This window comes from Cupriavidus sp. BIS7 (assembly GCF_000292345.1).
Lineage (GTDB): Bacteria > Pseudomonadota > Gammaproteobacteria > Burkholderiales > Burkholderiaceae > Cupriavidus.
In genome coordinates, this window is sequence record NZ_ALOU01000009.1 from 80,401 (window position 1) to 102,291 (window position 21,891).

Annotated in this window: 22 protein-coding genes; 12 read left to right on the forward strand and 10 right to left on the reverse strand. The window is 64.4% G+C overall.

The features are described 5' to 3' along the window. Positions 1-26 precede the first annotated feature (26 nt). Positions 27-248: a hypothetical protein gene (locus tag B552_RS0103175; protein ID WP_019447552.1), complete on the reverse strand. Its 222-nt coding sequence runs from the start codon at positions 246-248 to the stop codon at positions 27-29. Next, positions 245-2,008 carry an FAD-dependent monooxygenase gene (locus B552_RS27070; RefSeq protein WP_051003519.1) on the reverse strand — a complete coding sequence of 588 codons (1,764 nt, stop codon included), beginning with the start codon at positions 2,006-2,008 and terminating at the stop codon, positions 245-247. The genes B552_RS0103175 and B552_RS27070 overlap by 4 nt, the downstream gene beginning before the upstream one ends. Before the next feature lie 401 nt (positions 2,009-2,409). On the opposite strand from B552_RS27070, the gene B552_RS0103185 reads away from it, so the two are divergent. The 3 genes from B552_RS0103185 to B552_RS0103195 are packed head-to-tail and all read left to right on the forward strand — an operon-like array spanning position 2,410 to position 4,680. Next, positions 2,410-3,012 (forward strand): DUF1326 domain-containing protein, encoded by a 603-nt coding sequence (locus tag B552_RS0103185; protein ID WP_019447554.1) that lies wholly within the window; start codon positions 2,410-2,412, stop codon positions 3,010-3,012. After that, positions 3,009-3,824 (forward strand): DUF2182 domain-containing protein, encoded by an 816-nt coding sequence (locus B552_RS0103190; RefSeq protein ID WP_019447555.1) that lies wholly within the window; start codon positions 3,009-3,011, stop codon positions 3,822-3,824. Before B552_RS0103185 ends, B552_RS0103190 begins: the two co-directional genes overlap by 4 nt. Next, the gene (locus tag B552_RS0103195) at positions 3,817-4,680 is read left to right on the forward strand and encodes a DMT family transporter (protein WP_019447556.1); all 864 of its coding nucleotides are present in this window, start codon (positions 3,817-3,819) and stop codon (positions 4,678-4,680) included. Before B552_RS0103190 ends, B552_RS0103195 begins: the two co-directional genes overlap by 8 nt. Positions 4,681-4,783: 103 nt before the next feature. Here B552_RS0103195 and B552_RS0103200 read toward each other — a convergent pair whose 3' ends face one another. Both B552_RS0103200 and senA read right to left on the reverse strand, forming a co-directional pair. After that, the gene (locus B552_RS0103200; RefSeq protein WP_019447557.1) at positions 4,784-5,614 is read right to left on the reverse strand and encodes a crotonase/enoyl-CoA hydratase family protein; all 831 of its coding nucleotides are present in this window, start codon (positions 5,612-5,614) and stop codon (positions 4,784-4,786) included. 82 nt (positions 5,615-5,696) lie between these two features. Further along, positions 5,697-6,917 carry a selenoneine synthase SenA gene (gene senA, locus B552_RS0103205; RefSeq protein WP_083860210.1) on the reverse strand — a complete coding sequence of 407 codons (1,221 nt, stop codon included), beginning with the start codon at positions 6,915-6,917 and terminating at the stop codon, positions 5,697-5,699. Between senA and senB the strand changes: the two genes are divergently transcribed. Genes senB through phnE form a run of 6 tightly spaced genes read left to right on the forward strand, consistent with a single transcriptional unit; the run spans position 6,916 to position 12,369 of the window. Beyond that, positions 6,916-7,935: a selenoneine biosynthesis selenosugar synthase SenB gene (gene senB, locus B552_RS0103210; protein WP_019447559.1), complete on the forward strand. Its 1,020-nt coding sequence runs from the start codon at positions 6,916-6,918 to the stop codon at positions 7,933-7,935. The two genes, senA and senB, sit on opposite strands and share 2 nt — an antisense overlap. 15 nt (positions 7,936-7,950) lie before the next feature. Then, positions 7,951-9,006: a selenide, water dikinase SelD gene (gene selD / locus B552_RS0103215; protein ID WP_019447560.1), complete on the forward strand. Its 1,056-nt coding sequence runs from the start codon at positions 7,951-7,953 to the stop codon at positions 9,004-9,006. Beyond that, the gene (locus B552_RS0103220) at positions 8,990-9,868 is read left to right on the forward strand and encodes a putative selenate ABC transporter substrate-binding protein (protein WP_019447561.1); all 879 of its coding nucleotides are present in this window, start codon (positions 8,990-8,992) and stop codon (positions 9,866-9,868) included. The genes selD and B552_RS0103220 overlap by 17 nt, the downstream gene beginning before the upstream one ends. 10 nt (positions 9,869-9,878) lie before the next feature. Further along, the gene (locus B552_RS0103225) at positions 9,879-10,721 is read left to right on the forward strand and encodes an ATP-binding cassette domain-containing protein (protein ID WP_019447562.1); all 843 of its coding nucleotides are present in this window, start codon (positions 9,879-9,881) and stop codon (positions 10,719-10,721) included. After that, complete coding sequence (locus B552_RS0103230) at positions 10,718-11,539, forward strand: ABC transporter permease subunit (RefSeq protein WP_019447563.1); 822 nt, start codon at positions 10,718-10,720, stop codon at positions 11,537-11,539. Before B552_RS0103225 ends, B552_RS0103230 begins: the two co-directional genes overlap by 4 nt. Positions 11,540-11,559: 20 nt before the next feature. Continuing rightward, positions 11,560-12,369, forward strand: a complete 810-nt coding sequence (gene phnE / locus B552_RS0103235) for a phosphonate ABC transporter, permease protein PhnE (RefSeq protein ID WP_019447564.1) — start codon at positions 11,560-11,562, stop codon at positions 12,367-12,369. A 33-nt stretch (positions 12,370-12,402) separates the two neighbouring features. On the opposite strand, the gene B552_RS0103240 is transcribed toward phnE, so the two are convergent. After that, positions 12,403-13,455 (reverse strand): AraC family transcriptional regulator, encoded by a 1,053-nt coding sequence (locus tag B552_RS0103240; protein WP_019447565.1) that lies wholly within the window; start codon positions 13,453-13,455, stop codon positions 12,403-12,405. Positions 13,456-13,750: 295 nt separating this feature from the next. Between B552_RS0103240 and B552_RS0103245 the strand changes: the two genes are divergently transcribed. From B552_RS0103245 to B552_RS0103255, 3 genes are all read left to right on the forward strand, one after another. Beyond that, positions 13,751-14,596: a TauD/TfdA family dioxygenase gene (locus B552_RS0103245; protein ID WP_019447566.1), complete on the forward strand. Its 846-nt coding sequence runs from the start codon at positions 13,751-13,753 to the stop codon at positions 14,594-14,596. Positions 14,597-14,666: 70 nt separating this feature from the next. Beyond that, entirely contained in the window at positions 14,667-15,626 is a 960-nt protein-coding gene (locus tag B552_RS0103250) for a tripartite tricarboxylate transporter substrate binding protein (RefSeq protein WP_019447567.1), read from the forward strand. Positions 15,627-15,753: 127 nt separating this feature from the next. Further along, on the forward strand, positions 15,754-16,500 hold the full coding sequence (locus tag B552_RS0103255) for an SDR family oxidoreductase (RefSeq protein ID WP_019447568.1): 747 nt from the start codon (positions 15,754-15,756) through the stop codon (positions 16,498-16,500). Between the two features lie 88 nt (positions 16,501-16,588). On the opposite strand, the gene B552_RS0103260 is transcribed toward B552_RS0103255, so the two are convergent. The 5 genes from B552_RS0103260 to B552_RS0103280 all read right to left on the reverse strand — a co-directional run bounded on the left by B552_RS0103260 (position 16,589) and on the right by B552_RS0103280 (position 21,817). Beyond that, positions 16,589-17,029 (reverse strand): Zn-ribbon domain-containing OB-fold protein, encoded by a 441-nt coding sequence (locus B552_RS0103260; protein WP_019447569.1) that lies wholly within the window; start codon positions 17,027-17,029, stop codon positions 16,589-16,591. An 18-nt stretch (positions 17,030-17,047) separates the two neighbouring features. Next, positions 17,048-18,220 carry a thiolase family protein gene (locus tag B552_RS0103265; RefSeq protein WP_019447570.1) on the reverse strand — a complete coding sequence of 391 codons (1,173 nt, stop codon included), beginning with the start codon at positions 18,218-18,220 and terminating at the stop codon, positions 17,048-17,050. Continuing rightward, positions 18,217-19,008, reverse strand: coding sequence for a crotonase/enoyl-CoA hydratase family protein (locus B552_RS0103270; protein ID WP_026035264.1), 792 nt, complete (start codon positions 19,006-19,008; stop codon positions 18,217-18,219). The genes B552_RS0103265 and B552_RS0103270 overlap by 4 nt, the downstream gene beginning before the upstream one ends. 48 nt (positions 19,009-19,056) lie before the next feature. Further along, complete coding sequence (locus B552_RS0103275; protein ID WP_019447572.1) at positions 19,057-20,568, reverse strand: class I adenylate-forming enzyme family protein; 1,512 nt, start codon at positions 20,566-20,568, stop codon at positions 19,057-19,059. A 76-nt stretch (positions 20,569-20,644) separates the two neighbouring features. Then, positions 20,645-21,817 carry an acyl-CoA dehydrogenase family protein gene (locus B552_RS0103280; RefSeq protein WP_019447573.1) on the reverse strand — a complete coding sequence of 391 codons (1,173 nt, stop codon included), beginning with the start codon at positions 21,815-21,817 and terminating at the stop codon, positions 20,645-20,647. Positions 21,818-21,891 lie beyond the last annotated feature (74 nt).

Below are 21,891 nucleotides of genomic sequence, written 5' to 3' on the forward strand. Positions count from 1 at the left end.
GCCGGCTAAATGCGACCGTGGCCGGATCACGGCACGGCGATATGCACTGCGGAAAGCGATGGCGTCGGCAGGTCCCGCAGCGCCTGTTCGATCGCCAGGCTGCAACGGGATTCGTCACCCACCTGCTCGAACAGCAGCAGCGCCAGCCGGGCCAGAAGCAGCGCCTCGCGCTCCTGACCGGCCGCGCTGATAGCACGGGCGCATTGGGTGTACACGCGGTCGCGTGCGTCGGCGTGAAGCGTGGTCACTGGGGCAACTCCATGTGGATGTGGTTCCGGGTGGAGCCTTGCGCCGAAATTTGCGCGGCTCTTTGCAGGGCTCTTTGCACGGCTCTTTGCACCGATTCGGCACGGCAGGTCAGCCACCGTCCCGCAATATGCCCGTCTGGCCGGACCAGATAGGCGGAGCCAGCCTGAGCGCCATAGCTCTGGCGGACCTTGCGGCCCGGATCGGCCAGCACGGCGATATCGTCATCGGTGGCGCCCGCAGCGGTACCGCACCCCGCTCCGCCCACACGCAGCAGCCGCACCGGGCTGCCCGACTGCTGCAGTTGCTCATGCATCAGGCGGGACGGCATGCCATCCTCATCGAACAGGATCAGCGTGAAATCGCCGTTGCCTGCCGCATGCACGGCGGTGCTCAAATGCGGCAGGCCCTCGCCGGGCAGCGCATCCTGAAGCGGCGCGCCGGGCGCGGGGCCACATGCAAATGCGTCGCTCGGGCTGCTGAGTGGCGAATCGCCGTAGCAAATCGCATGGGTCTGGCGCGGGTTGATCAGCGTGGCGATGGCCGCATGCTCACCGGACAGCGAAAGGCAGGCTTCACGCATCAGGTCGAATCCGCGCGAGGGTGGTGACATGAATTCGGTACTGCGCATGGCGCTGGCGGCGTTGATATGGAAGGCCTGAATGCGCTCGCTGCTGTAGGTGTCCAGCAATGCGTCGCCTGCCCTCCCCTGCGCTACATAGGCAAGCTTCCATGCCAGGTTGTCCGCGTCATCGAAACCGGAGTTCAGGCCGCGAACGCCGAAGATCGGCATCGCGTGGGCAGCATTGCCGGCAAAAAGCACGCGCCCGTGGCGATAGCTGTCCAGCGTCATCGCGCCGGCCCGATAGACCGACGTCCAGACCGGCTGCCATGGCAGGTGGCCTTCGCCAATGGCATCGAGGTGCCGCTGCACGAACGACCGGACCTGTGCCGGCGCCAGTGCGTCCTCAGCGCTTTCGCCAGGCCGGAGCTGGTAGTCGATGCGCCAGATGTTGTCCGGCTGGCGGTGCATCAGTATGGTGGAACCCTTCCACCACGGGGGATCGAACCAGGCACGGCGCTCTGTTGGCGAGGTGCTGGCCAGCTCGATGTCGATGATCACGTAGCGCCCTTCGTACCCCGTACCAGCCAGTTCGAGCCCCAGCGCCCTGCGCACGAAGCTCTGGCCGCCGTCGCAAGCTACCAGCCAATCGGCATCGACGTGGTAGTTGCCGAGCGCGTTCTCCACCCGGACCCGCACACCTTCCGCGTGAGAATCGATCTGCGTCACCTGCGATGCCCAGCGGATGTCGATCATGCCCGGGCGAAGCGCGTTGCAACGCTCGACCGCATCAAGCAGATATTGCTCGATGTAGTACTGCTGCAGGTTGATCATGGGCGGGTACTTCTGCCCGGCTTCGGCGGGCATGTCGAACACCAGCACTTGCTGGTCGCCGTAGTAGCTGCGTCCGCGCGTCCACGGCAAACCCGTGGCCAGAAAGTCGTCCACCGCGCCGAGCCGCTCGACGATCTCAAGGCTGCGGCGCGAGATGCATGCCGCCCGGCTTCCCTCGCATACCGAGTCATCGGCTTCGATCACCACGCTGGGAACGCCGTGCCGCGCCAGTCCGAGTGCCATGGCAAGGCCCACCGGCCCGCCGCCGGCAATCAGCACGGCGTGACGGGTCATCTCGACCGGAGGTTGGCAAGCGGCAAAACGGCGGTATTGAAACGGGCCGATCCGATCGATGGCAGAGGGCATGACTTGTCAGTGTCGGCCGCACATCGCGGTGGCGGCCTCAGAGATTCGATGCCCGTATTCTTGGATAAATGCCCCGATAAATTGTCCTAATTAGTTACCACATGGTTTCCCTGAGGTAGTGGGGTGGAAGTTGGGGGGCATCGTGGCCGACTTCTGCCTGCCCGGGAGCGAGCCACAGTCGCCCCCGCAGGGACTCAGGGAGCGAGCCGCCATGCGCGTCGTGTGCCCGATAGGAGAGTTTCCCGGCCGCAACCGAGGACTGGAGGCAAAAGTGTCTCGCTTTCTCCGGTCCCGACCAATTCGTGCCGCACGGAAGTGCCTATATTGCTTCCAGAAGAATGATTTCCCTTGTTGCCGCGCGTCGCGGCGACAAGCGTCGTGTGCCTTCAATGGAGGTCCATATGAGCTATCACCTGGAAGGTCGTCTGCTCGAGGTTTGCAACTGCAAAGTCCTGTGCCCGTGCTGGATTGGCGAGGATCCAGACAACGGCACCTGCGACACCATTGTCGCGTGGCACATGGACAAAGGAACGATCGACGGCGTTGACGTGAGCGGCAATACCATCGCGGCCGTAGCGCATGTGCCGGGCAATATCCTGGAAGGCAACTGGACTGCCGCGATCTACATCGACGACAAGGCCTCCAAGGAGCAGGAGGAGGCACTTCTCAAGGTCTATACCGGCAAAGCCGGCGGCCCGATCGCGGATCTCGTCAAGCTGATCGGTCAGGTTGTCTCGGTAGAGCGGGCGCCGATCCGGTTCACGGTGGTCCAGGGCAAAGGCGAGCTCGAGATCGGCAAGGACTACTACGCCAAACTCGACCCCTATTTAGGCGCGACTGGTAGTCAGACCACGCTCTCCGACACCGTTTTCTCGACAGTGCCTGGAGCTCCCGTCTTTGTCGGGAAGGCGCCGACCTATCGGTCGCGCAATGCCGCCCTCGGCATCGACCTCGACATCCAGAACCATAACGCGCTGCAAAGCATCTTCGTGTTCGACGCATGAGCAGGACGGCAGGCCTGGCGTCGCGCGGCGCCTCGCGCCACCACCAGGTGTTCTTTCCACTACTGGCCGCGCTGATTGCGTGCGCGTGGGTGGCGCTCTGGGTGTGGGCGCGCAGTCCCTACGGGCGCTATCTTGAGCACGGCGACTGGACTGCTTCCGGTCCGGCGGCGATATTGTGCCGAGCCATTCCTGCCGGCGACGTCGTCGTGCCGCTGGTGCTCTACGCCGCCGCGTGGATACTCATGACGGCAGCCATGATGCTGCCGACCACATTGCCGTTGGTCAGCGCCTTCAGCCGCCTGACGGCACAGCGCCCGGACCACGGGCGCTTGGTCACCTTGCTCCTGCTCGGCTACATGACCGCATGGGGAGCTTTCGGGTTGCTGGCGCACGCGCTTCACAGCGCGGTGTTGTCCCTGCTCGCAGGCATCCCCGCTCTGGCGTGGCACGGCTGGCTGATTGGCGTGGGGATCATTGCATTGGCCGGCGCGTTCCAGTTCAGCAGGCTCAAATACCAGTGCCTGGAAAAGTGCCGCACGCCGTTGAGTTTCATCATGGCACGCTGGCGTGGCCAGGCGGAGGGGTGGCACACCTTCGCGCTTGGCGCGCAGCACGGTCTGTTCTGCGTCGGGTGCTGCTGGGCGCTAATGCTGTTGATGTTTGGGCTGGGCGCGGGCAGCCTTGGCTGGATGCTCCTGCTGGCAGCGGCGATGGCAGTTGAAAAGAACGTTCGCTGGGGCCGCTTCCTGCGCATGCCGCTCGGCGTCGCGCTTCTCTCGTGGGCAGTCGTCCTGGTGGCGACCCATGCCTGAACCGCGCGCTGGCTTGCACCTCCTTCAGGCGATCATGCTCACCGCGGTGGCGATGATCGCGTTCGCGTGTAATTCGCTATTGTGCCGGATCGCCCTGCAGCAGGGCGGCATCGATCCGGCCAGTTTCGCCAGTGTCAGGCTCGTGTCCGGGGCTATCGCACTTGCCGTTATCGTGCGCCTCAGATCGGAGCGGCCGGCGCCCGGCAATGCCGACTGGCGCGCCGCGGCCATGCTGTTTGCCTACGTCGTCTTTTTCTCGTTCGCCTACCTCAGCCTGTCCGCAGGCACTGGCGCATTGATTCTGTTCGGCGCGGTGCAATTGACCATGTTCGGCGCAGGCCTGCGCGCGGGTGAGATGTTCGGCGCCGGTGCGTGGCTTGGTCTGGCCCTGGCAGTCGCCGGGCTGGTCTACCTGGTGTCGCCAGGCGTAACCGCGCCAGCTCCTTTCGGAGCGACGTTGATGGCGATCGCCGGCGTGGCATGGGGCTTGTACTCGCTGCGCGGGCGCGGCGTGTCCGATCCGCTGGCCGCCACTGCCGGCAATTTTGCGCGGGCGGCTCCACTGGCTCTAGTGCTGAGCCTGCTATTTGTGGGCAAAGCCAATGCAGACGCAGCCGGGGTAGTGCTGGCCGTCGTCTCCGGCGCAGTCACGTCTGGCATCGGCTATGTCATCTGGTATGCAGCGCTGCGCAATCTGTCTGCCATGCGTGCCGCCACCGTGCAGTTGTCGGTGCCGCCGATTGCCGCCGTTGGAGGCGTGATCTTCCTGTCCGAATCCATCACGCCCCGCCTCGCTGCTGCCTCTGCGGCAATTCTGGGCGGCATTGCGATGGTGCTGTTGAGCAGGTCTCGCTAGGCGCGACCAAGCGCTGCGGGCGCGCCAGCAAAAGGCAACCGAGCGAAGCGGGCGGCACGCATCGTCCGCGGGCTCGACGCGGCATGCCCTGACTCACCCCGGCTCACGGCGATGTAAACCGTGGCGCCCGTTTCTCGATGTTGGCCCGCACCGCTTCCGCCTGGTTTTGCGAGCCGATCAGCGCGTCCTGCTCGACCGACTCGGCCTGAAGGATCGCCATCGCGTCGCCGTCCTCCGTTACCTGCATCAGCCGCTTGGCGGCACGGATGGCGTGCGGACTCTTTGACGCGATCTCCCGCGCGGCTGCCAGAGCGGCTGCCCGGGGGTCATCGCAGACACGCGTGGCCAAACCCAGTTGCACGGCCTCGGCGCCACTGACAACCCGGCCCGTGTAGATCAGCTCGCGCAGCACGTCTGGCCGCACCAGCCCGCGCGTCAGCAGCATGCCGCCCATGTCCGGCACCAGGCCCCACTTGATTTCCATGAGCGAAAACTTCGCGTCCGCAGTGACATAGCGGAAGTCCGCACCCAACGCCACCTGCAGCCCGCCGCCGAAAGCCACACCATGCACCGCCGCAATGACCGGCACCGGCAACTCTCGCCAGACCGTGCAGGCGTACTGCGGATGATTCGACATGCCGTGCGTGCGCGGCGCCAGCCGGCCGCGCTTGAGCGTGGCGTCGGTGCCCGCGCCCATGCTGGCCATGCGATCCATGTCCAGCCCTGCGCAGAAGGCCCGCCCCTCGCCGGAGAGAACCACGGCGCGCAGATCCGGCGTCTCGGCCAATTGCCGGCCCGTCTCCACCAGCTCGTCGAACATCGCCTGGTCTAGCGCGTTCATCTTGTCAGGACGATTCAGGCGTACCTCGGCCACGCCCTCTTCGAGGGTTACAACAATGCGTTGGGCAATGTGTTGGGAGTTGTCAGCAGTCATACCAGGAGGCTCAGTTGGTGCAGCTTGTTGAACGGTCTGCCGCATCGTATCTCAATGCCTGTTTACGCTGCCGGGTGCCCCCTCAATCGCAGCAGCGGAATCCAACAAACAGGTCGCTGCGGTGCGGCAGGTAGAAGTTGCGGTACTGGGGATGCTGCATGCGGGCATCGGTGGCGAACGACCCGCCGCGAACCGAGCGATGCGTGTGGAACCAGGGTGCGGAGTACTCCTGGTATGGGTCGGGCGAGAACCCGGCATAAGGCACGAATGGATCGGCTGTCCATTCCCACACGGCCCCGCCCCAGCGGATCAGGTCATGCGATGCCGCGTATTCCCATTCGGCTTCGGTGGGCAAGCGCTTGCCGGCCCAGCGGCAATAGGCTTCCGCCTCGTAGGCGTTGACATGACATACCGGATGTTCGAGCGGCAGCGGCACCCATTGCCCGAACCAGCGCATCGCCCATTGCCCGGGGCCGGCGCCGGCAGTCTGGCGCCAGCGCGCCGGATGCGCCAGCCCGCTCTGCTGCAGCCATGCGCGTCCATCGTCGGACCACCATTGACTGTCGCCATAGCCACCGGCCACCACGAATTCCGCGAACTCGGCATTGCTGACGCAGGTGCGATCGATGTGGAATGGGGCAACGTGAACCGGATGTGCCCACTTCTCGTTGTCGAAGACAAACCCGTTGCCACCGGCAGGCGAGCCCATCTGGAACGTGTCGCCGCTCGCGCTTTCCGATCCGCCGTCCGGCGCAATAGCAGGCATGGCCAGCGGCACGTGCAGCGGATAGCCGAGTGTCTGGCGCATATAGGTCAGCGCCTCCGCATGCATGTCTTCGTGGAACAAGGCAAGCCGGAAGAAATAGAGCGCCGCGTCGGTATCGTCCGATGCAGCAAGCCTGGCGCGCACGCGCTGCAGCACGGCGGCGGCGTAGTCGCGAATCTCGGGGAGACCGGGCAGCGCAAGATGCCATCGATCCTTGTGGGCGACGCGCATGGAATCGAACAGGCGGTCTGCATCCGGCAGCATGGACGGGAGTCCGGCCACCCAGCGGCCGTCCTGGCCGGCAGACGGCTCCCGCAGCACCCAATGCTCCGTGAACCACGCGACATGGGCATACTCCCACAACGGCGGATTGATTCCCGCATCGTAAGGAACCTGCCATTGGGATGGCGTCAGTGGCTCAAGCACGGCCCAGGTGCGCCGGTGCGCATCGGCAAATGCCGCATCCAGCCCGAACTTGTCTATCCTTCTTGCTGCCGGTCCCTCTGTCCCTGCTGCCCCCACAGAACCTGTCGTCATGCGTCCTCCCAAGGCCACCGTCGCGATTATCAGTCCTGCGCTGCGCAAAGCCAATAATGGCAACTGGCAAACCGCCCACCGCTGGTTCCGGTTCCTGCACGCAGAACACGATGTCATGCTGGCTGCGGAATGGCCGACGGCCAGCCGGGGCGGCGCCCTGCCCGACTGCCTGATCGCCCTGCACGCCCGACGCTCGGCGGAGTCCATCGCCAGGTTCGCCGAGGCTTGCCCGGATCGTCCGCTGATCCTGGTGCTGACCGGCACCGATCTGTACCGCGACATCCGCACCGATGCATCGGCGCAGCACTCGCTCGAACTCGCCACCCACCTGGTGGTGCTGCAGGACGAAGGACTCACCGAACTTGCGCCCGAGCATCGCGCCAAGTGCCGGGTGATTTACCAGTCCGCCCCGGCATCCGCCCCGGCATCCGCATCGGCAAGCGCATCTGCGACGCGCATCCAGAATCACTTCGACGTCGTGCTGGTTGGCCACATGCGGGCGGAGAAAGACCCGCTGACGCCGATGCGCGCGCTCTCGCTGCTTCCCGACGATTCGCGCTTGCGCCTGATCCACATCGGCGGCGCGCTGGACGACACCTATCAGCAGGCGGCCCTGGCGCTGGAAGCTCAAGCCTGGCCTGGTGTGCAGCGTTATGTCTGGCTCAGGAACCTGCCTCATGACCAAACCCTGCAGCAGATCCGCCAGGCACAGGCCATGGTGATCTCCAGCGTCATGGAAGGCGGCGCCAACGTGATCATCGAGGCTGTCACCAGCGGCGTGCCGGTGCTGGCCAGCCGTATCCCGGGCAACGTCGGCATGCTGGGCCGCGACTACGATGGATATTTTCCGCCGGGTGACGCGGCACAACTGGCGCTGCTGCTGGATCGCACGAGCCGGGATGCGGTGTTCCTGAACCGCCTGCGGCAGCAATGCGCGCTCAGGGCACCGCTGTTTGCGCAGGCGCGGGAAGCGGCGGAAGTGAGTAAACTTGTCGCCGACGCCTTGAACCCAGAATAACCAGGAGCCCCGCAAGTGGACCAGCCAGACAACGCAAAGATCAAGCTCACCGCCTTCTCGCACGGCGGCGGGTGCGGGTGCAAGATCGCCCCCGGTGTGCTTTCTGAAATCCTCAGGAATTCGGCCGGCTTCCCTGTGCCGCCAGCACTGCTGGTCGGCAAGGAAACCAGCGACGACGCAGCGGTCTACAAGCTCAATGACAGCCAGGCCCTGATCGCCACCACGGACTTCTTCATGCCGGTGGTGGACGACCCATACGATTTCGGGCGGATCGCCGCCACCAACGCCATCTCCGACGTCTATGCCATGGGGGGAACCCCGATCATGGCGCTGGCGCTGGTTGGCATGCCCATCGAGAAGCTTCCGCCGGCAGTCATCGGCAAGATCCTGGAAGGCGGCGAATCGGTCTGCGCGCAGGCGGGCATCCCGGTCGCGGGCGGCCACACCATCGATTCGCTTGAGCCGATCTACGGGCTGGTGGTCCTTGGTCTGGTGCACCCGGATCGGGTCAAGAAGAACAGCGGCGCCATGGCGGGCGACAAGCTGATCCTCGGCAAGCCGTTGGGCGTGGGCGTGCTGTCCGCCGCGGTAAAGAAGGACAAGCTCGACGCGGCCGGCTATCAGGAACTGATTGCCTGCACCACCAAACTCAATACGCCGGGCCGACTGCTGGCCGAAGTGCCGGGTGTCCACGCGCTGACCGACGTGACCGGCTTCGGCCTGCTTGGCCACCTGCTGGAACTGTGCCGCGGCGCGGGCATCGGCGCCCGGCTGGACACGGCGCGGATTCCGCTGCTGCCGGGTGTCGATCGCATGGCCGCCGAAGGACTGGTGACCGGTGCATCGGGACGCAACTGGGTCAGCTATGGCGGCGAGGTGGACCTGTCCGCGTCGGTCACGCCCAGCCAGAAGGCGCTGCTGACCGATCCCCAGACCAGCGGCGGCCTGCTGGTATCGTGCGCGCCGGAAGCCGTGGACGAGATCCTGGAAATCTTCCGCCGGGAAGGCTTCGCGGATGCTGCCGTGATTGGTGAAATGTCGGAAGGAGCCGCCCGTGTTGCCGTTGCTTAAGCGTTTTGCCGCGCTGGCCCTGCTGGGCTTTGCGAGCCTGGCCAGTGCCCAGGCCGCCCAGGCCACCCAGGCCGCCCAGACCGTGCTGCGGGTATCGGCCATTCCCGACGAATCCCCGACGGAACTGCAGCGCAAGTTCGCGCCGCTCGGCCAGTACCTGGAGAAGGAAACCGGAATGAAGGTACAGTTCGTGCCCGTCACGGACTACGCTGCCGTGGTGGAATCGCTGGCCACCGGCAAGATCGACATGGCATGGCTGGGCGGCTTTACCTACGTGCAGAGCAAGATCCGGACGAAGGGGGCCACCATCCCCATCGTCCAGCGCCAGGAAGATGCCACGTTCACCAGCAAGTTCATCACCGCCAACAGCGCGATCAAGTCACTGGCCGACCTCAAGGGCCACACCTTCGTCTTCGGCGCCCCGTCCTCGACGTCCGGCCACCTGATGCCGCGGCACTTCCTGCTGCAGGCCGGCGTCGATCCGGACAAGGACTTCAAGACAGTTGCCTATTCGGGCGCCCACGATGCGACGGTGGCTTTCGTGCAGGCCGGCAGGGCCGACGCCGGCGTGCTCAATGCCTCGGTGTGGGACAAGCTGGTGGAGCAGCATAAGGTGGATACCAGCAAGGTCAGGGTATTTGCCGTCACCCCGCCCTTTTACGACTACAACTGGACCGTGCGCGGCGGGATGGATCCGGCCTTGCGCAAGAAGCTGACCGAAGCGTTCCTGCGGCTGGACCCGGCCAATCCCGAGCAGCGGGAAATCATGGCATTGCAGCGGACCACCAAGTTCATTCCCACGCGGCCGGAAAACTACGCCGGCATCGAAGCCGCAGCGCGTGCCGCGGGCCTGATCCAGTGATGCAGGTCCGATGAGCTTTCGCCTGGAAGCCGCCAGCATCAGCTACGCAAACGGGCAGCGTGCGCTCAGCCAGGTCACGCTGGCGGCCAGCCGTGGCGAGCGCATTGCCGTCATCGGTCCGTCCGGGGCGGGCAAGACCTCGCTGCTGCGCCTGCTGGCAACGTCGCTGCGGCCAGCCGAAGGCCGTGTGGAGGTGCTGGAGCAAAGCCCCTGGGCGCTATCGGCGGCACGCCTGCGGAAATTGCGTTGCCGCATCGGCATGGTGCACCAGGTGCCGCCGATGCCGCCGCGCCAGCGCGTGATCACCGCCATCCTTGCGGGCCGCCTCGGCGTCTGGCCCGGCTGGAAATCCTTGCTGTCGCTGGTCTATCCGGCGGATATCAATGGTGCCGCCGAACAGCTTGCCCGCCTTGAACTGGCCGACCGCCTGTTCGACCGGTGCGACCAGCTCTCGGGCGGCCAGCTGCAGCGCGTGGGTGTTGCCCGCGTGCTTTACCAGCGCCCGGAACTGATCCTGGCCGACGAACCGGTCTCGGCAATGGACCCGGTGCTGGCCAACCTCACACTGGGCGAGCTGCGCCGCGAAGCCGATACACGCGCGGTGCCCCTGGTCGCCAGCCTGCACGCCGTCGATCTGGCGCTGCGCTGGTTTCCCCGCATCGTCGGCCTGAAGGCGGGCGAGATCGCCTTCGACCTGCCTGCCGAACGCGTAACCGACGCACTGCTGCGTGAACTCTATGCGTCCGAAAGCACCACACCGCCGGTGCAAGGCAACCAGACCCCGATAAGCATCGCGACAGGTACGGACACCATCATCGCTGGCGGCACCCCGCCCAGGTCTGCGTGCCGATGACCGCCCACCCGCGCGACCCCCAGGCGCTGCGGCGCGCGAGCGGCCTGGTGCTTGCGCTGCTACTGCTGTGGCCGTTGTTGCAGCTGTCCCAGTTCCGCCCTTCAGCCTTGTTCGATACCGGGAACCTCAAGGTTGTGGGCACCTTCGTGCGCAACTTTCTTCCCCCCGAGGTTTCGGCCGAATTCCTTGGGCTTGTGGTCAAGGCCACGCTGGAAACCCTGGCGATTGCCACGGCGGGCATTGCGCTCGCCTTCGTGATTGCGGCACCCCTGGCCGTGGCCATGACCGGCAGCCTGTCGATTTCGCGCATCGGCCCCGGCCTGGGACGCAAGCCGCGCATGGCGATGCGCGCTGGCGTGCGCGCCGTGGTGCTGTTGCTGCGCGGCGTACCGGAACTGGTGTGGGCGCTGGTCTTCGTGCGTGCGCTCGGCCTGGGGCCGGCCGCTGGCGTGCTGGCCCTGGCCATCACCTATGGCGGCATGCTGGCAAAGGTCTACGCGGAGATCCTCGAATCCAGCGACAGACGCGCCGTGGATGCCCTGTTCGCCAGCGGAAGCAGGCGCCTGCCGGCACTGTTCTATGGGTTGATTCCCCATGCCGCGCAAGAACTGGTCTCGTACACCGTCTACCGCTGGGAATGTGCGGTCAGGGCTTCCGTGGTCATGGGTTTCGTCGGCGCGGGCGGGCTTGGGCAGTTGATGGACCAGGCCATGAAAATGCTGAACGGCGGGGAAGCCGCGACCATCCTGCTGGTGTTCCTGCTGCTGGTTCTGCTGGCCGATGCGCTCAGCGCGCGGCTGCGCAAGATGATCGACTAGCGCAAACGGGACTCCAGATCATGGCGCACAACCCACACAACCCATACAGCCTTAAGGCGGCCCAATTCTGCATGCGCTGCCTGCTCACGCTGATCGCGGTGGCTGCCGCGATTGCGGGCAGCTTCGCCTATCTTTCGCTCGATCTGGGCCAACTCTTTTCCATGGACGCCGCAGCCGGGATGCTGCGCTTCATGCTGACGTTCTTCCCGCCGGAGCTCTCATCCGCTTTCCTGGCAAAAACCGCTGTCGGCATGCTCGAAACGCTCGCGGTCTCCGCCGTGGGCACGCTGTGTGCGGCGGTGCTGGGCTTTGGCCTGGCATTGCCGGCTTCCGGGCTTTACGGCGATGCGCTGCGTGCGTTTGCGCGCCTGCTGCTGAACCTGTTGCGCTCGATTCCCGAGCTGGTATGGGCTGCCTTGACCGTGCTCGCCGTCGGCCTTGGACCGTTTGCCGGCACCCTGGCCCTGGCATTGCATACCGCCGGCGTGCTCGGCCGCCTGTTCGCCGAGGCGCTGGAGAATGCGCCGCGCGCACCTGCCCGCGCGCTGGCGGATGCGGGCACCCCTGCCGCGCTTGTCTTCGTGTATGGGACGCTGCCCTGCGTATGGCCCCAGTTCCTGGCCTACATCCTGTACCGCTGGGAGAACAATATCCGCGTGGCGGCAATCCTGGGCTTCGTCGGCGCCGGTGGTCTTGGGCAGATGCTGTATTTCGAGTTGTCGCTGTTCCACCTGTCGCAGGCTTGCACGGTGATCATCGCCATGCTTGCCCTGGCGGCCATGGTCGACGCAGCCAGCGCGATCCTGAGGGTCGACCGGCATTCGCAATAAGGCTACGGCGGTGCCGCTGCCGCGTCCGATGCCTTATGCCGTGCCGGCCCCTGAAGGTGCCTTCTGCCGGTGGGCGGCGCCACTTGCGGTGGAGGTCCGGCTTTCCTTGGGGCTGCAGCCGAACTGCGCGTGATACCAGCGCGAGAATCCGCTTGGCGCCGAAAAGCCGAGCAGCGTCGCCACCTCGGTCAATGGACGATCGCTCCCGGTGACATAGCGCGTCGCCAGTTCCATGCGGATCTCGTTGACGACCGACGAGAAGCTCTGTCCCTGATCCGCCAGCCGGCGCTGGACCGTGCGGCAGACCACGCCCAGCGTGTCGGCAACCTGTTCGACGCTGCAGCGCCCGCTGGGCAACAGCAGGAGGATCGTGCGCCGCACGTCCTCAAGCATGGTTGCCTGCTGCGGGACAACTGACTCGTCTACCAGCTGCTGTGCGTAGCGCGCCATGGCCGGATCGGCCCAGGGGTTGCGCGCATCGAGATCGGCCTTCCCGAAGACGATGCCGTTGAAATCACAATCGAATTCGACGTGGGGGCCAAAGAAGCGCTGGTGCGCGCTAAGGTCGCGCGGCGCCGGGTGCTCGAAGCATACGCGCTGCGGCTGCCAGTCCGGCCTGATGAGCTGGCGAATCAGCCGCACCATTACTCCGAGCGCCAGTTCAATCCTTTGGCGCATTGGCTGATTGGCATTACCGGCAATCAGCGCCTCGCGAATAATGACACGTCCACCACTTTCCTCGATGGCCAGCGACTGCGCGGCGTTCATCTTCGGCTGGTAGCGCATCAGCATGACAAGGGAATCGCGCAGCGTTTCCTGGTCGCGGATCAGCATGCCCACTGCCCCAAGATTGGACAACAACCGCGACTCGGCCATACTCAACCCGAAAGTCTCGTTGCCCGACCGCGTTGCAGAGTCCTGCAGCAGGCGCGCGTAGCGCTCGACGGGGATCATGAGATCCGGCTCGCGAAGCACGCTTGGACTGATCCCTGCGTCAAACATCATCCGCACCGGGTCCAGCCCGGCGGCACGAGCGACCTCGCTGTAGTTGGTGAGCGCTGCGGCACGGACAAGTAACGACGACATCGGGGCTGACCAGAAAGTGACAGCTAATGGTAAATAGCAGTCATCTAAAGTCAAGCGGGGGTAACCCGCGACGCCACATTCCGCGCCCTTTTTCGTGAGGCGCCTTCCGTACGTGGGTGATGCGGTACATCCCGCAGCAGCCGCCGTTGTCGCGATTCGCCAAGTTCAAGGCGCACTTGGCAAAGCGGAAAAGATCGCAAGGCAGCATGATGTGATACCGGAAGTCATTGCTACCCAAATCAAGAGCCGCACGCCGGCCGGTCCGCGGACTCCCCAGACAGCAGGAGACAAAGTCATGAAGATCAGGCAAATCACCCCCGCCATTGGGGCCGAGATATCTGGCGTCAACCTTGGCGACGCCGCGCGCGATCCGGCACTCTTCGCCGAGATCAAGGCGGCGCTGCTCAAGCACCGCGTGCTCTTCTTTCGCAAGCAGGAGATCACGCGCGCCGATCACGTCGCTTTCGCAAGCTGCTTTGGCAAGCTCGAAGATCACCCGGTGGCTGGCAGTGTTCCCGAGTACCCGGGCCTGGTGAAGGTTTATCGTAGCGACAACCCGCACAGCTACGAGAACAGCTATCACAGCGACGGCCTGTGGCGTCCGATTCCGCCCATGGGCGCAGTGCTGCGCTGTATCGAATGCCCCGAGATCGGCGGCGACACCATCTGGGTCAATATGGTGAAGGCGTACGAGGAGCTGCCTGACGACATCAAGGTGAAGATCGACGGCCTGCGTGCCAGGGCCAGCATCGAGCAGAGCTTCGGTGCGGTCATGACGCTGGAGAACCGCCTGAAGCTGGCCCAGGATCATCCGCCGGCAGAGCATCCGGTGGTACGTACCCATCCGGAGACCGGCGAGAAGATCCTGTTCGTCGGCGCATCGTTCACGACGCACTTCACGAACTACAGCACGCCGGCCAACGTGCGCTACGGCATCGACAAATCGCCCGGCGCCTCGCTGTTGCTCAACTACCTGACCAGCCGCGCCACCATTCCCGAGTACCAGGTGCGCTGGGCATGGCAGGAGGGCGACGTCGCGGTCTGGGACAACCGCAGCACGCAGCACTATGCCGTCAACGACTACTTTCCGGCACCGCGCAAGCTGGAGCGCGCCGGCATCATCGGCGATATCCCCTACTGATCCGCAAGCACAGCCTGTTGCGCAAAAGGAGACAGCATTGAAACGCTCCACCCATGTCGTTCGCCAGGCCATGGCGCTTGCGCTCGCCGCTGGCGCGCTGGTGCCGGCCATGAATGCGGCGCAGGCCGCTGAATGGCCGGCCAAGCCTGTGCGGATACTCGTGGGCGCGCCTCCGGGCGGCACTGCGGATATCCTGGCTCGCCTGATTGCCCGTGAGTTGCAGGCTCCGCTTGGCCAATCTGTCATCGTCGACTACAAGCCTGGCGCTGGCGGCACCATCGCCGTCCAGACCATGCTGTCTTCGCCGCGTGACGGCTACACGTTCCTGCTGATCCAGAAGGGAATTGCCGCGGAAGTACCTCACGCCATCAAGGTGTCGTTCGACCCGTTCAAGGACATCGTCCCGATTGCCCAGCTGACGCGGTATGGCCTCGTGCTTGTCGGCAACCCGAGCCTGCCCGCGAAGAACCTCGCGGAACTGGTCAAGTACGTCAAATCGAAGCCCGGCAAGATCGACTATGCCAACTTTGGTGTCGGCACACGCGGCCAGACAATGGGCGTGCAGTTCAACCGGCTTGCCGGGCTTGATGCCGGCACTGTGAGCTACAAGGGTTCACCGGCCGCGCTGCAGGATGTGATGGGCGGACAGGTGCCGCTCATGTTCGACGGCCCGGCCACCTCGATGCCGCTCATCAAGTCCGGGAAGCTCCGGGCCTTTGCCGTGGCTTCCCCGAAGCGGATGGCGGCACTGCCCAACGTTCCCACGTTCGCCGAGTCGGGATATCCCGACCTCCAGGACGTGAGCTGGATGGGGCTCTGGTCCGCGTCTGGCGTACCGCCAGCGGTGATCGCCAGGATGCGCGACGCCACGCTCAAGGTCACGCAGTCGCCCGCGCTGCGGCCACGGCTGGAGGAAATGGGCATGGAGCCCGGCACGCCAGCTACCACTGAAGAACTCCTGAAGGACGCGCACGAGTCGTACGAACGCCAGGGCGCACTGCTTCGGTCCATCAATTTCACACCGGACTGACGGCGACGGTGTTGGGGGATACATCAACATCTCCCGCCTGCCGAGGCCCGCGACATGCTTCAGCCAAAGGACCGGGATGCCATCGCATCCCGATCCAGCTTCTCATCTTTCATCGAAGGAAACTCTCATGTCCAATCCTGTTGTCCTGATTACCGGCGCGACCGCTGGCATCGGCCGCGCAACCGCGCTTGCATTCGCAGCCAAAGGCGCGCGGCTTGTTTGCACCGGGCGGAATGCCGCCGCCGGAGAAGCCCTCGTCGCGGAACTGCGCCAGATGGGTGCGGAAGCGGACTTCCTGGCGGCCGACGTCAGCCGTGAAGACGATGTCATCCGTCTTGTCTCGCATACGATCGAGCGCTTTGGAAGCCTGGATATCGCGGTGAACAGCGCCGGGACGGAAGGCACGCCTGGATCGATCGTCGAACAGACCGTTGAGTCATACACGACGACGTTCGACGCGAACGTCCTTGGCACGTTCCTCTGCATGAAGCACCAGCTGAAGGCGATGATCGCGCAGAAGCGCGGCGCGATTGTCAATCTTTCCTCCACCATGGGCAGCCGCGGCAATCCGCGCAATCCGATGTACGTGGCCAGCAAGCACGCCATCGAAGGTCTGACCAAGTCGGCTGCGCTCGATGTCATCAAGTCGAATGTGCGCGTCAACGCCGTGGCACCGGGCCCGATCGAAACGGCCATGCTCGGCCGCATTGCCGGCGGCACGGATCAGCTGGCGGCTGTCGCCGCGACAATCCCGGCCGGACGCGTCGGCACGCCGGAAGAAGTAGCCGATGCGATCGTCTTCATGGCGTCCGAGCAATCCAGCTACATCACGGGCCAGATCCTTCAGGTGAACGGCGGGAAGACCGCCGCGTAATCGGTATTACCCTCAGCAGTACCGCAATCGGCATTACCGTGGGGCGCTGACAGCGCCCCACGTCTCTTCTACCCCGCTGCCACCGCCTCTACCGCTCCGGTTGAAACATCAGCAGGTGCATGCCATCGTCTATCGGCAGCCAGTAGGGCTCGACCTTCATGCCGATGGAAATTTCATCCAGCGAACAATTGACCAGGTTGGCAATCACATTGACGCCGACATCAAGCGTCACCGACGCAACCACATAGGGCTCGTGTCCTCGAAAAGCCGCGGGGCCGCGCCGCACCACGGTCCATGAGAAGATTTCGCCGCGACCCGATACCTCGCGCCATTCGATATCGCTTTTGCGGCCGGTGAAGATGCTGGTTGGGCGCGGGTAATGCTGATACTTGCCGGTCGCCCGGCAATACTGGATGACCAACTTCTTCTCGCGCGTGGCCGCCCAGTATGGTTGCGTGAAGCTGGATGGCTTGATCGCGCGCTTGACATCAAAAGTGTCATTGAGAAGATCGGGAGTCGCTGTTTCCATTGTCGTCTCGCGTATTGATCAAGCGTTGGGAGCCAGGACCAGGGCGCTGCTCGTTCCCCAGTTGCGCGAGTAATTGATCCAGCCGATGCCACTTACCAGCGCATTGGCGGTATTCCGGACCTGACGCGCGCCGCCCTCGCCCATCAACTGCCTCACTGCCTCGATCAGGTTGTGCGAACAGCATGCCGCTTGCCCCGCCGAGATCTGGCCCCCGCCGGTATTCAAGGGAAGATCGCCATCGAAGGCAAAGTTCATTTCGCGAATGAACTGCACGCCCTGACCGCGCCCACAGAAGCCGAACGCCTCTAGCTGCAGCATGATCGCGATGATGAAGTCGTCGTAGGGATGAAACGATGCAACATCCTTGAGCGCGAGCCCTGCCTGGGCAAGGGCGCGCTTGCCGCAAGCCTCGTGGCCGCTGCGGGTGACATCGACGAAATTCTCGCCGCCCTGGAAGTTGGTCCGCTCCCCGTAGCCGATCGGCGTGACGAACTTGTCGATACCCTTTTCCCTCGCGCGTCGCTTGCTGGTCATCAGCAGGCCGGACGCGGCGTCGCAGCGCATGACGCAATCGAGCAGACGTATCGGGTCTGCAATCATGCGCGAGTTGAGGTAGTCATCGATCGTGATCGGCTTGCGCAGCTTCTCGCAGGCGTTCTCGTTCAACACGGCGTGGGCTCGCTGGGTGACCGCGAGCTTGCCCAGCATCTCGTAGTCAAGTCCGTACTGATGCTCGTAGCGCCGCGTCAGCAGGCCGAAGGCGTCGGGGGGGCCGAATACACCGTACGGATCGGTCCACTCGCGGCGGAAGCTTCGGTCACCCCGGTTGTTTTCCGCCACGCCGGTATCGGCGAACAGCAGCAAGACCGTGGTGCACAGGCCGGCATCGATCGCCGCCGCGGCACGTGCGACGCTGCCGGTGGCTGAACAGCCGCCGATATGCACCTGGTCGCAGTAGTCGAGTTCCAGGCCAAGCTGATCGGCCGTGACCTGTGCCCAGAAGCTCTCACCCGCCGCTGTCAGCCCGAACCCGGCCATGACCAGGCCGTCGATCTCCGCCTTCTCGATGCCGCTGCGCTCGAGCAAGGCGTCGAGGACCTCGGCATCAAGCTCCCAGACGTCGCGGTCGCTTTTCTCCATGGCCTTGGTTTCGGCAAAAGCGACAATCGCCGATTCGCGCAGGCTTTTCACGGCGCTTCCCCCCCTTCCGGCGCCTTGATGGGCGCCGCCTTCTTGTTCAGGAAGTCGCTCAGGCGCGCAGTCGTTTCGGCGCTGAGCGTATATTCGCTGACCAGCCGCTCGACGAAGATGCCATCGTCGTAAGACATATCCCGGATGCGCGGCAAGGCATTGGTGACGGCGAAATTGGTCAGCGGCGCGTTGGCGCAGATGCGCCGGGCCAATGCGAGCGCCTTGTCCAGCGCCTGCCCCTTGGGCACCACGTACTGCACGGCGTTGAAGCGCAGCGCCTCCTCGGCGCTCAGCACGCGTCCCGTCAGCATCAGATCCGTCATGAGGGCGGTCCCGATCAGACGGCTGATCCGCACCGAGCCCGCGCCGCCGACGAAGATGCCACGCTGGCCCTCAGGCAGGGCGAAGAACGCCGTTTCGTCGGCGACCCGAATATGGGTGCTGGCCGCGGCCTCGAAGCCGCCACCGATGGTGGCGCCATGCAAGGCAGAGACGAAGGGTATCCTGCCCCGAGCGATCAGCTCGGTGTCGTAATTGCGGGGATACGGAAGCTTGTGATCCTTTTCGCTTTCCCACATCGACGCGGCGTAGGCGAGATCCAGCCCGGCGCAGAAGCACTCCCCATGGCCAAACAGAACGCCGCATTTGGCCTCTTCACCCGCGCGCATCACTGCCGCATGCAACTGCTTATGCAATACATCGTTGAAGGCATTACGCTTTTCCGGGCGGTTGAGACCGATCATGGCAACGTCGCCATCGAGTTCATAACTCACTACTTCATTACTCATTTCCTTCTCCTTCGATGTTTCGTTCATTTCACGACGGCAACAGCCCGGTCATCCCTGTGCCACTGCATCGAGGTGGGCCAGCAAGTTTCGTTTGAGCAACTTGCCGGTGTCAGTCATCGGCATGGAGGGCAGCACGCGAAACAGTGCCGGTTGCTTGTAGGGCGCCAGTTGTTCCCGCAGGTAGCCGCGCAGTGCTTGCTCATCGAAGCCCATGCCTTCGCGAAGCTCGAGGAAAGCGATCACCTTCTCGTTGCCATCAGACTCTCGCTGCCCAACGACCGCCGAGCGCTGCACGCTGGGATGCTGATTGAGCACCGCTTCCACTTCTGCCGGATACACATTGAAGCCGGAGCGGATGATCATCTCCTTCAGTCGGCCAACGATGAACAGCGCGCCGTCCTCGCCCAGCCGCCCAAGGTCACCGCTGGCATACCAGCCGCCTGGACGGAACGCCTGCCGGGTAGCCTCGGGATCGCGAAAGTAACCCGGTGTCAGATACGGCCCGGCGAGCCAGATCTCCCCGGTCTCTCCCACCGCTACATCGCGATGGTCGGTGTCCACGATGCGAATGGACATGCCTTCCAGTAGGTAGCCTGCGGCGGTGTCCTGGCGCCGCACGTTGCTTGTGGTGGCGCAGCCGACCGGAGATTCCGAACTCGCATAACCGTGGTGCAGCGGAAGGCCGAAACACGCCTCCACGCGCTCCTTCAGCGCGATATCGAGCGGACTGCTTCCCGTGTAGATGTAGCGCAGATGCGGCGCTGATGGCCGGTCAATGCCATGCGTCTCGAGGTGGGCAAGAAGGCGCGAATACAGCGCCGGCGGACCTTGCAGCTGGCTGACCCGCTGATGGGCCAGTGCGTCGAGCACATCGGCGGCAGAGAAAGTCTTCTGCAAGACCAATGTTGCGCCCGAAATGAGCGACGAGGCCAGCACGGCGGCGAGGCCAAAGATATGGGTCATCGGCACGAACAGGCACAGGCGATCGTCGCGCCCGAGGCCGCGGGATTTGCAGGAAACGCGCGCGGCATGCAGCACGGCCGCGTGGGTCACCATGACGCCCTTTGGCCTTCCGGTGGTGCCGGAGGTGGAGATGATCGCCGCGACGCGCTCGGCTTCGCTGCCTTGTTCGGCGACCGACTCAAGGCGCACGTCGCCGTGCATGAGTCCGTCTAGCGTCGATGAGTGGGCCTGGTGGCGCCCGGCATGGGTCGTTGCCGCCGCCGAGACCCCCGTCGTGAAGTAGATCAGCCGCGCATCGACCAATTGCGCAAAGGCATCGACTTCGCCGGCGGCCATACGCGCATTGACTCCGCATGACCAGGCGCCGACGCGACTGCAAGCGAGCAGCAAGGCGATATGCTCGATGCAGTTCTCCGTCACGATCACCACCCGATCGCCGGGGCGCACGCCCAGAGCGAGCAATTCCGCCTCCAGGGCGCTGGCCATCGCGCCGACCTCGGCATAGGTCACAGTGCGATCGGGGAGATAGATGAATTCGCGGTCGGGCTCACTCGCGAGCCATGGATCGAGCAGTTCGTGGATGCGGCTTGGATTCATGGATTCTCCAGAAGGAAACAGATTCGGGCGCGATGAATTGCCTGGATCGGCAATGCGCCCTGGCGTACCAGTGCAATCAGCCGAACATATTCAAGGCATGCCGGGCGATGGCGATCTTGAGAACGTCGGTCGGCCCATCGGTGATCAGCATGCTGCGCTGATCACGCCAGAACTTCTCGATCGGCAGTTCGGTAGAGAGCCCGATACCGCCGTGGAGTTGCATGCATCGATCTGCAGCTTCAAAGGATTTGCTGTCACCGAAGTTCTTCACCATGTAGGCTTCCGTGCGAATGTCCTCGCCGCGATCGTGTTTCCACGCTGCGTGCCTGACCATCAGTTCGAGCTGATGCCACTCGAGGTAGGAATCGGCAATCGACCATTGCACGGCTTGCCGTTCAGCAAGCGGCTTGCCGAAAGTCACCCGCTCGTTCGCGTAGCCCGCGGCCAGCTCGAGACAGCGCTCCATCACCCCGCAGGCCTTGGCGCCGTGACGCACGCGAAGTACGGTGAGCACCTTCTGTGCGTGCTTGAAGCCTTCGCCTTCGGCGCCGATGCGATTTTCCACCGGCACTCTGACATCGTCGAAAGCGATTTCCCAAGGCGTGTCGTCGACCAGCATCTTCTGTGCGCGCAGCAGTTTGACCCCGGGAGATTTCATGTCGACGATGAAGGCAGAGATCCCGCCGTGCGAGCCCTTGGTGCGGTCGGTCGCGGCCATCAGTTGCGCATAATCGGCATCAGCCGCGCCGGTGATGAAGCGCTTGAAACCGTTGATCACGTAGTGATCGCCGTCGCGCACGGCGGTGGTCTTCATGCCTCCGGGGTCAGAACCGGCATCGGGCTCGGTCTGGGCAAAGCACCACTTCATTTCGCCGCGCAGTGTCGGCAAGAGGAAGCGCTCCTTTTGCGCGGCGTCGAGCTCATAGAGCACGGGGTACACCGTCGCGCCGAAAGGATTGATCGCCCGCACCGGCAAGGCCACCGTGCGGGCAAGTTCCGACCACACGACGGTCTTGGCGAGCAGGCCGAAGCCCAGTCCGCCGTACTCGACGGGCACATCGAACTTGTCGAGTCCCAGTTCTTTACCGAACGCGTCGACGCGGGCACGCAGTTCGGGAATCAGCTTGTCATCCTTGCGAGCGGTGAGTTCGACCGGAATGAGCTCCTCATTCACAAAGCGGCGCAGCGAATCCTTCAGCATGCGCAGTTCTTCCGGTAACGCAAAATTCATCGTATCGTCTCCGTCCATACCCATTTCCTTTCAGCGCCGCTGCGTGCGCGCACGGCTACCGCGTGCACGCAGCGGCGGTTGGCCGCGCTGGC

Coding starts and splice junctions, on each gene's coding strand:
- B552_RS27070 (WP_051003519.1), bottom strand. CDS start 2,008: ATGCCCTCTGCCATCGATCGGATCGGCCCGTTTCAATACCGCCGTTTT.
- B552_RS0103185 (WP_019447554.1), top strand. CDS start 2,410: ATGAGCTATCACCTGGAAGGTCGTCTGCTCGAGGTTTGCAACTGCAAA.
- B552_RS0103190 (WP_019447555.1), top strand. CDS start 3,009: ATGAGCAGGACGGCAGGCCTGGCGTCGCGCGGCGCCTCGCGCCACCAC.
- B552_RS0103195 (WP_019447556.1), top strand. CDS start 3,817: ATGCCTGAACCGCGCGCTGGCTTGCACCTCCTTCAGGCGATCATGCTC.
- B552_RS0103200 (WP_019447557.1), bottom strand. CDS start 5,614: ATGACTGCTGACAACTCCCAACACATTGCCCAACGCATTGTTGTAACC.
- senB (WP_019447559.1), top strand. CDS start 6,916: ATGCGTCCTCCCAAGGCCACCGTCGCGATTATCAGTCCTGCGCTGCGC.
- senA (WP_083860210.1), bottom strand. CDS start 6,917: ATGACGACAGGTTCTGTGGGGGCAGCAGGGACAGAGGGACCGGCAGCA.
- B552_RS0103225 (WP_019447562.1), top strand. CDS start 9,879: ATGAGCTTTCGCCTGGAAGCCGCCAGCATCAGCTACGCAAACGGGCAG.
- B552_RS0103230 (WP_019447563.1), top strand. CDS start 10,718: ATGACCGCCCACCCGCGCGACCCCCAGGCGCTGCGGCGCGCGAGCGGC.
- phnE (WP_019447564.1), top strand. CDS start 11,560: ATGGCGCACAACCCACACAACCCATACAGCCTTAAGGCGGCCCAATTC.
- B552_RS0103240 (WP_019447565.1), bottom strand. CDS start 13,455: ATGTCGTCGTTACTTGTCCGTGCCGCAGCGCTCACCAACTACAGCGAG.
- B552_RS0103245 (WP_019447566.1), top strand. CDS start 13,751: ATGAAGATCAGGCAAATCACCCCCGCCATTGGGGCCGAGATATCTGGC.
- B552_RS0103250 (WP_019447567.1), top strand. CDS start 14,667: ATGGCGCTTGCGCTCGCCGCTGGCGCGCTGGTGCCGGCCATGAATGCG.
- B552_RS0103255 (WP_019447568.1), top strand. CDS start 15,754: ATGTCCAATCCTGTTGTCCTGATTACCGGCGCGACCGCTGGCATCGGC.
- B552_RS0103260 (WP_019447569.1), bottom strand. CDS start 17,029: ATGGAAACAGCGACTCCCGATCTTCTCAATGACACTTTTGATGTCAAG.
- B552_RS0103270 (WP_026035264.1), bottom strand. CDS start 19,008: ATGAGTAATGAAGTAGTGAGTTATGAACTCGATGGCGACGTTGCCATG.
- B552_RS0103275 (WP_019447572.1), bottom strand. CDS start 20,568: ATGAATCCAAGCCGCATCCACGAACTGCTCGATCCATGGCTCGCGAGT.
- B552_RS0103280 (WP_019447573.1), bottom strand. CDS start 21,817: ATGGACGGAGACGATACGATGAATTTTGCGTTACCGGAAGAACTGCGC.